The following is a 14972-nucleotide window of genomic DNA, read 5'->3' as shown; positions in this document are numbered from 1 at the left end:
TTTAATTGTTTGGAATTTCTACTTCGATATGCACACCTCGAAATTTAACATTGAAAAATCTGACCGAAGAAAATTTGTGGTCATCATTATATTTATTGCAGATTCTTTGATAGAGCAAAACGAAATGATCTAAAATAGATTCTTTTAATGCTGTCATTTGAGGCATTTCTGATACAACTGAATCACCATTGATTAATAATTTCCGATGAATATCGAACAACTGATTTCGAAGGTGATCTAAATCAATTAACTCCTTTTGCATTCTGCTAGAAATAATGATCTGGGCATTGTCGCAATGCAGCCTAAAATATCCATTGGATTTTAGTACAACTGATAACATTAGATCAAATAATCCTCTCCGATCTTTAAGTGAGGAATAATATAAGGTTTCAATAATATAATTGAAATTCTCTAGAATTTTTGTATTGATTTTGAGTATGGTAAATTCTTGTAATCTTTTAATCAATTCCAATGGTTCATAAAGAAAATCCGGCGATTTTGATTTTAATGATTCAACCAATCCTATACCATTATCAGAAATTGAAAATTTTGTTGCAAATTTATTCACAAACATTAATGCAAAAGTATTTGATCTCGAGTGCAATACCCCATTAGTAATTAATTCAGACAAAATTTCAATATATAAATCTATCTTGTCTGCTGTATTAGCATTATCAAATAGCAAATCTTGGAAATGATCCCTAACAATATAGCTATACTCGGAAATTAAAAAGTCCCTTTTGTCATCTTCGGCTGTATATTCTTCTAATTTTTGAGCTAGATTATTTTCTGATAAAGAGTAAAAACGAACTCTATGGTCAGACCGTGGTCGGTTTGCAATAAAATCTCCTAAATATTCTTGCTTAAAATTAAGAATTTTCCTACCATGTGGATGATATGGATTTGTATTATCACCTGCAATATAGAAGAAATCACTTTTATATAAAAAATTAAGAACATGTTTAGTAGCTTGATTATTATATAAAGATAGATTTATAGGTTTTTTATAGAATTTACTTAATTGTTCTGTTAAGCTCAGCAACAAAGGAATAGTAATAGGTTCAATATTATAATTTGAATCAAATATTTGCGAATCTCCATTTTCGACCAACTTGAAAGAAATTCCACCCTCTGTTATTATAGAATTGGCAACATCCTTAAGAAATCTAGTATAAAAGAAATATGGAGTAAGCTTTTCATTATTTTTTAAAATACTTACCATAGATTTTCACGGCTATTAGTAATATAGATTTATACTACCTGGTTTTAGACAAATTTAACAAAATAAAACAATAGCTACATCATTATCTTATTTTATGCGCAAATTTTTACACTACCTTAAAATGTCAATATTTTAAAAGCTGCATATGTTCTATCTAACTAAGGAGACAGTCACTATTTAAATTATTTCTTATGTCAAGTAACACCGTGTAATAAGTAAAAGGTCAATCATGCGCGAAATCACTCGTAACCCTCGTTAATATTTTTCCTATTTTATAGTTTTATTAAATTTCTACTTTCCGAACCATAATTTTGTAAATTAGACATACAGAGCTAAAAACCTTATTTTATGAAAAATCTATTAAGTCCTTGGCAATGACGGTGCTCATTGGCCGGGCAGTCGCGAGGGACCCATCTGCAAGTTCTACTAAACTTAATCATACGGATGACCTAAAAACACGCGTCGCTGCCCTCGAAAAATCGGTGGAGGACACGAGATTCGCAGAAATGAGACTTCAGGATAAAAATGCAACCGAACGGTTCAGAAGCAGTATGACCCTCATTCGATCCGGTCTGGAAAATGGAACACAGATCGAAAGCACTCTTCTAAATTCCATAAAATTACTTACCCTAGCGGACATCACAATAATCCCTACCGACATTAACAACCCAACATCCAACTCTCTTGGCACTTCTTTTCCGACATGGCGATCGCATCGGCATCAAAAAACCTTTTGCCAAAATATTCTGGAAATACAACAGAAAACACAGCTTTCGAAAGGAGATTTAAAAGCATAATGAGCGCTATAATTAATAACCCTATTGTGCAGACGCTGGCCAATAGTAATCCGATATCCGGAACCATCAATACTATAATCCAACAGGCAGGACTCTTCCAGAACCGAACTTCACTGGTTAACATGTCATCACAACGGATCAAGGACAAAAAAGACGTCTCCCTGGCCGTCAATTTTCAGAGTCCTAACGGTCCCCATTTCGAAGCGGAACAGCTAAAGAAGTTCTATGAGGAAATCAAGGTAAGAGTCGACTTTTATCGCCAGTTAAATGAGCTGAACATGAAGCATGCAGATGCCATCAAGCTACTCCAACCCAAGGCTAAAGTAATCAAAAGAGGTATTAAGGTGAGTAAAACCGAAATATGTAAATTACTGCAAATACCCCTTCTAAATTCTCATCGGTATTTGATGCTAAGTACGACACACAGGATGTAAGAAAAATGAAAGATATCCTTATGGATGCAAAATTTGCAGATGCAGTTCCATCCTCGATAAGGCTACACAACAGCTACGTGATTTACTGGAATTCAAGACTATAGTGGATACAGAAGTTTATAATTATATAAAGGGATATATCGGTATTTTGAAGGCATTTAGGGATAACAACGGTGCCAGCTTATCCCCTGCAAAAGTGGATGCTACGATCAATACCCTAGAAGAAAAATTCAAATCCTTCGCCCAAAGCCTGCTGTATAGCATGGGTAAACATATAATCAATTCTTACTCTCTGCCGAGACACTAAACTTTTCACATTGCCTTAAAAGTTTATTGGCCGTGCCGACCTCCGATACCTCGGTCGTATGCGCTTTCCGCTTTATCTTTTGCAAAAACATAAGGTTGCCGCTTCAATTGCTCACGCAAAAGTACCGGCGCCACTTGTGCATCCGGATATCAAATACTGCTCGAAAACCGTAAGCAGATTGAGAATCAACATCATCACAAAACCCATCTAAATAGCAATTTATAGTAAAATCCCCTATGCTAAAAAAATTCCTTGTCCTAAATCTGGAAAGATTGTACCGAAAAGCCCAATCGTTTTACCGATATGAAAATGAAAATGTAATATTTAAATCATGTTTCACTATATTTTAAAACAATCTTGATTTGTAAACGTTTTGTTACAATAGGGCTTTTTTAGATCATTTTGATGTTGTAGAGATTCTTTGCAGAAGTGATTTTAATAACCTTAAAAACATAGCGTTATGAACGGAATCATCTTTCAAGCGAAAAGCCTACATGTCGGTTGTACTGCAAAATTTTTATTTGAACCTGCTATAAATTCAGCAAGCAGTCCAGCAGTAGTTGAGCTTAGTACCGGCGAAAAAGCATACGCTAAAATATTGAGAACAGTTACACCTGTAGTTACAATCATGGTAGGTGAATATCTGAATGAAAAAGGAAAACGAATGGGGGAATCCTCTTGGCTCATGTCCTACAATTATGAATTGAAATCATGGCAGATCATTGAAAATCTAAACTAACAAATCTGTTCTGTTTCTCCAAGGGATAATGATAAGTCGCGTATTGTGTAAATCTGCTTTGTAACCTGTGCAGCATTTATTACCCGATAAAAAGAATTTATCAAGGTCTAAGTCGATAATACAATATGTAGAAAAGTCCCGGTTGTATAACTGTACTGTTCCAGTCGTTCATCTCAATAGATCCCAGATTGGCTCTAGAGCAATGTAGCCTCGTCTTTTGCGACGAGTTTATATTTTACATAATGATATACGACCGTTTCTTAAGTTAGGCGGCAAATAGCAAAACTAAATAGAAAACTGAAGAGAGCATAGTACCGTAGTGCGTGCAAACTAGGTTTTTTCATGGCGTAGTTTTTATACAAATAAATTTAGGCAGATATTGAATCCTTAATGCAAAAAATTATCGCTGCATTTCAAATTTCATATCACCCATCGATTTCAGACTACCTATTACTAACAAACCAACAAAGAACTACTAATTAATAGATCACAAATTAAAAACCACATAATGTATTATACATAATAAATGAGATATAGTTCAACAATAACTGTAATTTTTGCTCATTTTCAAAGTAGTTATTCTCGAATAAACATAGAGTTTAAGAAAACATTGCACTATTTTTGTTACATTATTGTTACATTATATGTTTTAGGCACATATAGATGGGTCGTAGGTTAGAATGCATACAAATGCTATTTAATTCTATTGCCATTATCGGCGCTCATACACTAAGGGAGAAATATAGTCTTCGGCTTTGGGAATAAGATAAAATCATGGAATCTTTAAAAAGCAGCACTTACTACTGCCAATTCGAATGACTTCTATACATCAGATATTATGAGCTTGATCTTGCAACCAAAATATGTATCCAAAACACATTAGAGCTACACACCAAATTGACTGACATATCTTTGTTGAAGGCAAACAAACTTAACTTAAGAGTTTAAAAGGATTTATTGGCATCCATCCAGTGAATCTTACATCACCTTTGTTGAAAAATAGTAAAATAGAAGTACAAATACTTAGTCCAAAATTACCAAAAGCATTATACGATGTATATGCTTACTCATTAAAATATGAATAGAAAGAATTACTGGTTAGCAACAGGATTAGAATTAAATAAATTGATATGTGACGGACAAAAATACAATATAGACTATGATATCATGGTGGAAATTGAAGTCACAGCACTAGGATTCAAACGATTTCGCCAAATAGCACAAATTATTGAACCGCCAGTTCTAAAAACTGACCAGGTGAACATTGACAGATCCTATTTTTTTTTCAATAAAACACTACTCCCCGATCCGATCATTAGAGTCTTGTTCGAAGAGAGAATTCAGAACAACTATGAGTTTGAATTCAATGAAAATGAAATTAAATATTTATCCCAGCTTTTTTTTATTGTTAAAAATTACCAAGAGCACGAAGACCATGAGTTAAGTGATAAATTTGTTGCCTCTATTCTTTGCCAAATGGTAATTTTCTATAAAATGGTCATGGAAAAGATGGTTGCAAACCAACCACAGTTCAATTTCAATACGTACACGCAGAGAACGGCAAATGAATTCCTCAATCTCATTGCCACTAACTTTAGAAAGGAAAAAAAACTGACTTTTTATGTTAATCAATTGCTAATTAGCAAGAGAACGCTTTCCAATATAACCAGAACTGTATTTAACAAGAGCCCTAAGCAGCTTCTCGACGATCATATTATCGAAGCTGCTAAAATGCTTTTACACAGAACAGATATGAACCTAAAACAAGTAAGCTCTGACCTAGGCTTTTTAGATGTAAATTACTTTTATGTGTTTTTTAAGAAGTGTACAAATATGACCCCTAATGAGTATAGGAGCAAAAAGATCCCAAGTCAATCTGAACAATAATTTTAACTGATAAAGTGACCAGTTGGTTGTAACAGCAAAAAATCAAAAGCACATTTTACGATAAAAAGTGAGAGCATCCGCATTGAGCAGACACTCTCTTCATAAAACAGCTAAATATGGGCTTACTCATATTTTTTTATTGCCGGGCCAAAGGAAAAAAAACGAATTCAACGTACATGGCGCAATAAAGTTGGAACTTTGGTAATACCTAGCTTAATTTGTTATTTGCCTATATAAGTCAATGTACTCGTTTGCCGGTTTATCCCAGGAAAAATCCAAAGACATTCCCCGGTTCCTTAACGTCTTTACTTTGTCTGCATTTCCGATGGTGTTTAATGCCCGACGGATAGCATTAACGGCATCTGAAGGCTGAGAATCCCGAAAAACAAATCCAGATCCATCTATGGACCGGTCAACATCCGTCACGGTGTCCCACAATCCGCCGGTTCCTCTTACAACCGGGATTGCACCATATTTCATAGCGTAAAGCTGATTCAGCCCGCAAGGTTCAACCTTTGAAGGCATTAACAATAGGTCCGCTGCAGCGTAAACTTCATGGGCAAGGCCTTCATCGTAACCAAAAAAAACTGCCAATCTCTTCGGATATTTTGCCAAAAGAACTTCCAACCTATCCTCAATCACTTCGTTTCCGGAACCAAGGATGTACACACATAGATTGTTTGACGGCGACGCAAAAAGCTCCTCGATAATCTCTGGTAAGAGATCCGCTCCTTTCTCTTCCACAAACCGGCCAATGTAGGCCAGCAGATGCGGCATAGTGTACAGACTTTCCTTCTCACAGAGAGATTTCTTATTTGCCTTTTTACCGGAGGTCACAGAAGATCTACTATAATTTTTAAAAATTAGCGGATCGCTACTTGGGTTCCAGTAGTGCTCATCTATTCCATTGAGTATGCCAAACCCCTTCAAGGACTCCAAGCGGAATAGACTTTCAAGTCCGTTTGCACGCTGTTGTAATTCGCTAAAATATCCAGGGCTAACAGTTGTAAATGCATCACAGCACTTTATTGCGCTAGCAAGAGGGTTGATTACACCATCCCAATCCAACAACCCCGATTTCCACCGTTCAAATTCGGGCAATAATGCACTTTTATCCCAATTTAAACATCCCTGGGATTGAGTATTGTGTACTGTGATAACAGATTTTATCAAAGCAAGCGATCGGAACTCCGAAGTCCATTTCATCAAGAAAGGGATCAATCCAACGTGGTGGTCATGACAATGCACGACCTCAGGATATTTCGCCAGGCTTCTTAGCCAGGTAAGAAAAGCAAGCTGAAATGCAATCCACTGCTCAGCTTCATCAGGATAACAATAAACCTTTTCACGGTCCAATATATTGGGGATATGTACCAGATTAATGGGAAAACCAAGGACGTCCGACTTTTCCTTAAGTACGGTAAATGGAATCTGGTCACCTCCCTGCCTAAACGCACCTTCAAAGATAACCTCGAAGTCATGCTCCTTGGTAAAAGGAGTTATATAATATGGACAGACAACTTCTGAACTAATACCAAATTTCCGTTGATAACGGGGTAATGCGCCAACTACATCAGCGAGACCTCCTACTTTAGCTACTGGAAAACATTCGACACTTACATGAATAACTTTCATAGAATTATTATTAAATAGCTCAAATAAAAACGAGATCATTAAACATATGGATAAACTGCGCTCAGCCCAGATTACTTTTATATATATACCACATTCTAGGGAATACCTCTTTCACCCTTTTGCATATTATTGTAACTATTGTTAGAATATTCTTCATTATTTTGGTTACTGGAAAGAATTTAGCAATAAAATATAGCTGGCAGAAATTTTCCCGAAATTTTGCCCGAATACAAATGATTAATGCCCAAAAACAAAATTCTTAAGCCATAAACTACACTTAATTTTGCTATTTAAACAAAACTTAAATAAGTAAACAAATTAGTCTGGATCAAAACTATCGGTCTAGCTAGCTCAAAGTTTATTTTCATAGCGGTTGATTGCCAGCGGGAAATTATTTTTTTAAAATACAGCCAGCTAAATCAAAAAGGATATAAAAATCAGTGAATTGCTATTTGAGTTATCATTAAACCCATATCTCAAATGGTGAATTTTATAATATGGATTACACAGGTATGAAAATATAGGCCCCTAACGATGGACGAAATAATTTATATTGACCAGGAACCAACTATTTTAACAGTGCTTAATGCAAGTTTTAGTTCCGATGTCTACATACATACGCTGTCATCTACCGTTGAAGCTGAGAAACTGCTGCAGAGCAATCCACACATCAAAATTATATTTTGCGATCAGCAACCACAAGGTGAGCAAGGCATTGATTTTTTTCAACGAATAAAAGAATTATATCCAAAACCTATCCGGATACTTATGATGGCGACCATGGAAACGAACACCGTTATCGACGCCATAAACAGGGCCAATATATTCAGAATTCTAAGCAAACCCTGGATCGAAGATGAAGTCATATCCGCAATTTCAGAAGCAAATAAGTTTTACACGGCAAACACAATGCTCGAACTAAAAAACCAGCAGCTCCAAAAAGCTTACGCCGAACTTGATAAATTTGCGTACACGGTAAGCCACGATCTCAGGGAACCAATTTTAAGTGTCCGTGCCGCGCTGAGTCTGGGTAAAGAAATCCATGATATTGAAAAGGTCTATGAATTATTGAACGTAATGGATGCTTCCCTGACGTCACTGGGAAAATATATAAAAAGCTTGGGCGAATATTATGTAATGCGAAAAGGGGAACTGCTTATAACACATATTGATTTTCATGAAATTGCACAAAATATCAGAGAATTTTATAAGATCTCCATCCAAAATCTAAATCTCTCCCTCAGTATTTCCATAAAACAGGAAGAAATGTTCCATTGTGACAGAACGCTGATCGAGTTGATCCTGCATAACCTTCTTTCAAATGCATTTAAATATCAAAAGAAAGAAAATCCAAACAAAAACATCGAGATGCTAATAACCGCGAATAGCAAGGAAGCGGTAATTTCAATCGGCGACAATGGGATCGGAATCCCGCCTGACAGCATTGAAAATATCTTCACTTCATTCTGTAATGCCAGTAATCAGGCGCAAGGCACAGGACTTGGACTATACAGTGTACGTAGGGCGCTGTTAAAGCTAAATGGAAAAATTGAGATAAACTCAGAAATCAATAAAGGAACAACCGTTATTGCTCACATTCCCAGCGAAAAAGCCAGCGTTTTCTAAAGCTTGGCCAGCCCACAAAATGATGCTCGGTGAGCCGGGAGATTGATATCATACATACTTTCTTTCTATCAAAAGATAAATATGCGTTCAATTGCCCAAAGCAACAGTAATCATGCCCAAATTCACTGTAACGAAACCATATACATTGCGTAAATTTAACTCTGCAACACTCCCTAAGCTGAAAACATAACAATTTAAACTGACCAGCATAGTGAAAAACTGCGGGAGCATTGCTGCAGTAGATCAGGAAACTCCCTTTTCAAATTTTAAATTTAAATAGCTTGCCTATGCACCAGCACACATTAATAGTTGACGATAACAGATTAAATCATTTCATCCTCGATTTTCTATTGCGGAACAGTAATTCTGAAATCCAGCCCATCTCCTACTATAATGGATTTGAAGTAATTGAAAAGCTAAAACAATCGGATGGTCCCCAGGAGAAATTCCTTATTTTTCTAGATATAAACATGCCTGTAATTAACGGCTGGCAGGTACTGGAATTCATTGAAGAATCTGACCTCCTTGAAAACATCAAGGTAATCATATTAACCTCCGAAGTCACCCCTCAAATTAAAAACAGGGCCTTTTCTTATAATAGCGTCATCAATTTTGTGGAAAAGCCTATCAATAAAGAAAAGATTATGGAGCTGATCGATTGCGAGTAATAAGTATGTCTTTTATGATCCATCGCAAGCTCAACTGACAACCGCCTCATTACTTCACTTTCCAAGACGTGCAATTGTTACTTCTATACTTACAGACATGTCGTGCGACACAGCAAACAAGTACATCCCATCCTTTTGGCACTGCAGTTCCTATACCGCTCAAAGTTATCATTTCGGGGTACAACGCAGCAAATATATCATAGGGCGCTTATGTCCTTTTTAGAAACGTATGCATGACGGATAACAGCCGGGGCTAAGAACTGAATGAAATTAAAAAGCCCAGCGTATGCCAGGCCTAAAAACAAATTTAGTATGTTAATAATGGGATAATGTTCTAAGATAGGATATTTTTGAACTCTTTTAAACAGAAAATAGCCAGATTGCCCATATCCACACACTTATTACCTATTATCAAAGTTCTATCCAGCCGCTGCGCACATCACAAAGATAAACGAGGTGGAATAGCGCTATCAAAACATGAAGATATGATTTTAAATGCAATTGCTTTTGATTATCAAGATGCAGGCCCAATTGGTATGTACGCTCAAGACAAATTGATTGACAACTATTTTAGATCAGGTAGTTATCAATGATAAAGATATTTCCGGTAAACCAGGATAATATTAGTAGAATAAATTTAGAAAGTGAAAACGGTCATCCATCTTTAGTGATGAAAAATATAAATCAGGTGCGTTAATATCGAATTATTCGGCCCATTCCAGATGTCTAATACATATACTGATATATATACATTAGATAACTGAATATAAACCAAACAGTGATAGATAGATAGATAGATAGATAGATAGATAGATAGATAGATAAATAAATGAAACAGAACCTCTGCTTTGTCACAAACGTAACTGGATTAAAAAATAAAATATCAAAAACAAACATATTCACCAAAGAAGCAGTAGCAACTTTCTGTATAAGTTCTTAACTAGATTGAATTGGTGGTTATAAATAAAGATTCTGCTGCATAACAGCAAATGAATGTCAAAAATGAAAATGACAGCTCACACAAAATGGAGCTAGTAGTTTCGCTCTCTGTATACGAACAGAACAAAAACGGTAAAATTGGTAAGTATGTCCTAAATAATAACCTTGAACATGATATTATTACGTATTGTTGCTTCCTCATCGAGAAATTAACGGATTATAATTGGACACCGGTATCGTTGAGCGAAATGCTGGCCTTTGAAGATATTACATATAATACCATCAAAACAGTCAAAAGAATTTCCCTTGGTTCTCTCAAGTATTCTAAAGTACAAAGCGACCGTACCAGGACGCTACAGACTTGTCAAAGAAGCGTGGCTGCTTGGACAGGAGAAGGATAAAAAGCAACTGACAGCCGAGTTTGAAATCAGATAACAGCAAGAGGTCCAAGCAAAATACTAGAGGTCGTTCCGTCCGGAAGAACAACCTTTAGCATTCCTGATTTGCTACATTATGAATAAGACCTATTTCTTATTTCCCCTGCTCCACTTGTTTCAGTGCTTCATTATTTCTTGCTTTAAATTTGAAGGATTGAAAATCTTTATCTTTCGGTATATCTAACTCAATCCTTCCCAGTTCAGCGATTTCTATTTTAAAATTTTGACCTTTGAAGTCCAAAACGTGTCCGCCTTGTTGGCTACTCGAAGAAAGATAATGAAAATGAAAGCCGCTAATTTGTATACCGTTAAGATATTCCGGTAAATGATAGCCAACCAATGTTCCCCCAGTATTCCGGATATCAAAAAACTTCTGCCTGTCTAAGATGTTTGAAAGTAGAGGAAAGGGCTCTTCTTTTACTGCAGGGAAAGCTCTTGTCCTCACAATGCCAAAATCTCCGGAAACCCGGATGGCATACATTCCATTTTTATTGGCCAGTTTATTTTCGATAATTTCCAAAATTTCTTTCTGTTGCATTGAATCGGCAATTATAAATGTAGTATCTGCCTTAAAAAAGGTAACCGAAGCAAAGGAGGACTTGTGATCATTATCCAGAACAACGGTTTCTCCTGTGGATTTCGTTTGATAGGCCACTCCATTGAGCACAGTCAATTCTCCGTCCAGCATATCAGGTGCACCCAAACCGAAATCGCCTTTTAACTTCATATCCTTAACAGCCAATGAACCTTTATAGAGACCGCCAATAAAACCATCAATTACTCCGTAGTTATAAAGTACATTATTGTGCGGATGTGCTTCAGCTATAAGTTTGTTCATTTCGGCAATGATTACTTTGTTGTGAAACATTTGTGGCATGTAAATTTTTTGGCTCACTGGATTGTAATAAATATCAGCAATACTTTCACCAGTCAGATAGGATTGTCCTTTGTTTTCCGACAAATCATAAATCCACATTTTCCCGAAGCCTTTTACCGGGAATGTGACCCAATCGGAGATTAGCAAATGCCTGTTATCGATCCATTCTATACCATCAAAGAATCCGCCTGCAATATTGGGAACTTGGGTAAAAGCACTGTTTCCGGTTTTGATGTAGACAGAACCATCTCCATAATTTTTGCCATTCGTACAGACTACCAGTTGCTTGGTTATTCTATTGTAGTTAATTCCATTTGCGGTAGGTATATTTCCGATAATTTCAACGGATTTTGTTTTGGTAGCTATCTTATAGATATTGCCCGAAACGGTCTCCGTAACAGCAATAAAACCATTTTCTAACCCGCAAATATCGTTGAGCACAGTAGCCTGGGGTATAGACAATTCAAACACTGTTTTCCGTGTATTAATGTCAAAGCCTACAATACGCTCTATATCGGCAACATACAAAATACCGTTTTCAATCGTCATCCCTTTGGGGGCATTCAATACACCATTTGCAGGTAGAAATTTGAGTTCGATCATTTTTCCGTCCTCAGAAATCTCACTGATAAACCCGTCACCGTCCTTACTGAAAACATCTTGTCCTTGGTTAGACACAAAGAAACGTTTACCGTCAGTAGTAACGCTTTCAGGGGTTGCAAAACCATTGATTATCTGTTGTGAAAAGCTATTTGCCCCAATACAGATAAGGGCTGCTGTGCATATGTGTTTTAATTTCATTCCATTTCTTTTTAAAATTCAATAATGATCTTGCCGAAAGCATTACCCGATTTCAGTTTTTTGAACGCTTCCTGTGTTTGTTCTATCGTATAAACGCTGTCTATAACTGGTTTTAGGTTATTCTTTTCAATGGCATTTACCAGATCAGCCAGTTCCTGCGCATTGCCCACAGAATAGCCCTGCAAACGGATATAGTTCATAATAAGCGGAAACACATCAAATGATAATTTGCTGCCCGACATAAAGCCGACCAGACCCACAAAACCATGTTCTTTTACAGAAAGAATACTTTGCTCAATACTTTCATTGCCTGCAACATCTAGCGTTACATCAACACCGACACCATTGTTTCGCCGCTGTATTTCGTTGCTCCACTCCGGAAACTCCTTGTAGTTGATAACTTCATCTGCCCCCAATGCTTTGAGTTTGTCCTCCTTTTCTTTGTTTCCCGTAGTAGCAATAATTTTCAGTCCTGCCATTTTTGCAATCTGCAAAGCAAATAGAGATACCCCTCCACTTCCTTGTATCAGGACGGTCTGTCCGGCTCTGATATTCGCCTGCGTTACAAGCATTGCCCAGGCGGTCAGTCCCGCCACGGGTAATGATGTTGCTTCCGCATCTGTCAGGTTCTCGGGCGTACGCACGAGTGTATTTTCAGGCTGGACCGTAAACTCAGCCAATGTACCAGATACCTGCAGGCCGGCTCTTTGTATATTATGGTATGGTGTCATTTTTCCAGCCTCCCAACGGGTGATGAAAGGAATAAGCACACGGTCGCCCATCTTCCATCTTGTTACGTTCTTTCCGATACTTTCTACGACCCCCACACCTTCTGAAACTGGAATAAATGGAAGCGGAATATTAAAGCCCGTCGTATTTTCTACAGTGAGAAGGTCCAGATACTGAAGTGAAACGGCTGTCGTCCTGACCAGTACTTCGTTCTCTCCAATTTTGGGTATGGGAAGTTCAGTCACTTTTAAATGTTCCACACCGTAATTGTCTAATTGTATTGCTCGCATAATTTCAACCTATTTTTTACACAGCAAAGTTCACACTTCCTTTTTTTTGAAAATTATGCAAATCAAACAGATGGTTATGGAGTTTAAACGACCTCGACAAACATAATCAGCGATACCATTTAAAAAGTAAGCTTTTCACCTGTCCAACCTGTAGTGCGAAGGAACTGTTCCCAATTGAGCGTACTGGGATTTATACCCCTGCTCCACTCCAGGTTTCGGTCCTTTTTGAAATACCCATATTCAACAGCATATTCGGTCATTCCCAAAATCTCGCTTACCAAATCCTCATTAGCACGTAATTCTGGGAAGTGTTCAAGTATTTCCTCCCTTGAATAGGCGGAAGAATATTCAGCCTTTTTCCCGGTTACTTTTGTGAAGGTTTCCACCATTTCCTGTGGCGAGATGATATCCCCGAGCACTGGCAGCGATCTGCCGGAATATTTTTCCGGATGGGAAAAAATTTCCAGTACAGCAGGTCCGGTCGCTGTAAGTGGATCAACAAAGGGAGCCCGGAAATTCCTAGGCAAATAAATCGGAAATACAAGTTTATCACCTTTCACTTTTGGTGTATAAAATTCAATCAGATTGGTAAAAAAGAATGCCATGTATATAAACGAACTTGTTACCGGTAGTGTACGGATATATTCTTCAACTTTGGCCTTGTCTGTAAAATGAGGAGCAAATAATTTCCCTTCGGAAATTTTATCTACATTTTCCAGACTGCTGAAAACAATGTGCTGCACCCCAGCATCTACAGCGGCATCTGCCATCTGCTTACCTAATTCAAATTCATGTGTAAATGGTGGAGCAATATTTGGGGTGATAAGAAAAACGCCAGCACAACCTTGGAATGCTTCTATAAATTCTTTTTTATAGCCAAGATCAAGTGGTAGACTCACAAGTTCTGCACCTTGTTCTACTAGCTTACTTGCCTCTGCTGAATTACTTCTACGCGTAATGCCGCGTACACGATAACGCCCGCTGTCTAATAGTGAATTGGCTACACTAAAGCCCTGTTTGCCTAAAATGCCAGTGATAGCAATGAGCGGTCTTGCATCGTTCTGCCTCGAACCTTGTTCATTTAATTTTGATGTCATTGTGTTCGTATTTATTTAACTATAAATATTATAGTTGCAAAACTAATTTTAGCTTTCTAAATTTGCAATATCTATCAAAATGGATAGGTGCAAAAAAGTTACGCAATGAAAACAGAATGTATTGGCGATTACGTAAAGTTAAACGATAAAAAGTATCCTTGTACAGTAAGCCTCACAATGGACCTGATAGGCGGCAAGTGGAAAACGGTTATCCTGTATCATCTAAAGGATGAACCGAAAAGATATAATGAACTTCGTAAAGAAATGCCATCTGTTACAGAGATGACATTGAGCCTCCAATTAAAACAATTGGAAAAAGATGGCTTGGTATCAAGAAAAGTATATGGCAAAAAGCCGCCTATTAAAGTTATTTATGGCTTAACTGACTTTGGCAAATCATTGCTTCCGGTTTTAAAAGCCATCACAGAATGGGGTAATCAGGTCGTTGCTGAAAAAGGCGAATTCATTTACGCCGAAGAAAACTGAC

13 protein-coding genes are annotated in these 14972 nt (G+C 37.1%); 8 read left to right on the top strand and 5 right to left on the bottom strand.

From position 1 onward, the window contains the following. Position 1: 1 nt before the first annotated feature. Complete coding sequence (locus tag AAW12_RS24490) at positions 2-1222, bottom strand: hypothetical protein (RefSeq protein ID WP_046676217.1); 1221 nt, start codon at positions 1220-1222, stop codon at positions 2-4. Between the two features lie 374 nt (positions 1223-1596). Between AAW12_RS24490 and AAW12_RS24485 the strand changes: the two genes are divergently transcribed. The 4 genes from AAW12_RS24485 to AAW12_RS25920 all read left to right on the top strand — a co-directional run bounded on the left by AAW12_RS24485 (position 1597) and on the right by AAW12_RS25920 (position 5386). After that, entirely contained in the window at positions 1597-2019 is a 423-nt protein-coding gene (locus AAW12_RS24485; RefSeq protein ID WP_046676216.1) for a hypothetical protein, read from the top strand. Further along, the gene (locus tag AAW12_RS24480) at positions 2019-2453 is read left to right on the top strand and encodes a hypothetical protein (protein ID WP_046676215.1); all 435 of its coding nucleotides are present in this window, start codon (positions 2019-2021) and stop codon (positions 2451-2453) included. The genes AAW12_RS24485 and AAW12_RS24480 overlap by 1 nt, the downstream gene beginning before the upstream one ends. Before the next feature lie 767 nt (positions 2454-3220). Then, positions 3221-3499: a hypothetical protein gene (locus AAW12_RS24470; protein ID WP_046676213.1), complete on the top strand. Its 279-nt coding sequence runs from the start codon at positions 3221-3223 to the stop codon at positions 3497-3499. A 1077-nt stretch (positions 3500-4576) separates the two neighbouring features. Next, complete coding sequence (locus tag AAW12_RS25920; protein ID WP_053003986.1) at positions 4577-5386, top strand: AraC family transcriptional regulator; 810 nt, start codon at positions 4577-4579, stop codon at positions 5384-5386. A gap of 213 nt (positions 5387-5599) precedes the next feature. On the opposite strand, the gene AAW12_RS24460 is transcribed toward AAW12_RS25920, so the two are convergent. Beyond that, complete coding sequence (locus tag AAW12_RS24460; protein ID WP_046676212.1) at positions 5600-7021, bottom strand: glycogen synthase; 1422 nt, start codon at positions 7019-7021, stop codon at positions 5600-5602. Positions 7022-7555: 534 nt separating this feature from the next. On the opposite strand from AAW12_RS24460, the gene AAW12_RS24455 reads away from it, so the two are divergent. The 3 genes from AAW12_RS24455 to AAW12_RS24440 all read left to right on the top strand — a co-directional run bounded on the left by AAW12_RS24455 (position 7556) and on the right by AAW12_RS24440 (position 10655). Further along, positions 7556-8647, top strand: coding sequence for a sensor histidine kinase (locus AAW12_RS24455; protein ID WP_046676211.1), 1092 nt, complete (start codon positions 7556-7558; stop codon positions 8645-8647). Positions 8648-8934: 287 nt separating this feature from the next. After that, positions 8935-9315 carry a response regulator gene (locus AAW12_RS24450; protein WP_046676210.1) on the top strand — a complete coding sequence of 127 codons (381 nt, stop codon included), beginning with the start codon at positions 8935-8937 and terminating at the stop codon, positions 9313-9315. A 1025-nt stretch (positions 9316-10340) separates the two neighbouring features. Further along, positions 10341-10655, top strand: a complete 315-nt coding sequence (locus AAW12_RS24440) for a hypothetical protein (protein WP_156167767.1) — start codon at positions 10341-10343, stop codon at positions 10653-10655. Positions 10656-10785: 130 nt separating this feature from the next. On the opposite strand, the gene budA is transcribed toward AAW12_RS24440, so the two are convergent. From budA to AAW12_RS24425, 3 genes are all read right to left on the bottom strand, one after another. Further along, positions 10786-12369: an acetolactate decarboxylase gene (budA, locus tag AAW12_RS26555; protein ID WP_197084170.1), complete on the bottom strand. Its 1584-nt coding sequence runs from the start codon at positions 12367-12369 to the stop codon at positions 10786-10788. 11 nt (positions 12370-12380) lie between these two features. Next, complete coding sequence (locus AAW12_RS24430; protein ID WP_046676207.1) at positions 12381-13388, bottom strand: zinc-dependent alcohol dehydrogenase family protein; 1008 nt, start codon at positions 13386-13388, stop codon at positions 12381-12383. A gap of 119 nt (positions 13389-13507) precedes the next feature. Beyond that, entirely contained in the window at positions 13508-14485 is a 978-nt protein-coding gene (locus tag AAW12_RS24425; RefSeq protein WP_046676206.1) for an NmrA/HSCARG family protein, read from the bottom strand. A gap of 105 nt (positions 14486-14590) precedes the next feature. On the opposite strand from AAW12_RS24425, the gene AAW12_RS24420 reads away from it, so the two are divergent. Further along, entirely contained in the window at positions 14591-14971 is a 381-nt protein-coding gene (locus AAW12_RS24420) for a winged helix-turn-helix transcriptional regulator (RefSeq protein WP_046676460.1), read from the top strand. Position 14972: the final 1 nt, after the last annotated feature.

It is taken from the genome of Sphingobacterium sp. Ag1, from assembly GCF_000988325.1.
GTDB lineage: Bacteria > Bacteroidota > Bacteroidia > Sphingobacteriales > Sphingobacteriaceae > Sphingobacterium.
The sequence above is the reverse complement of the archived record's forward strand: the minus strand, read 5'-3'. Positions and strand labels throughout refer to the sequence as shown.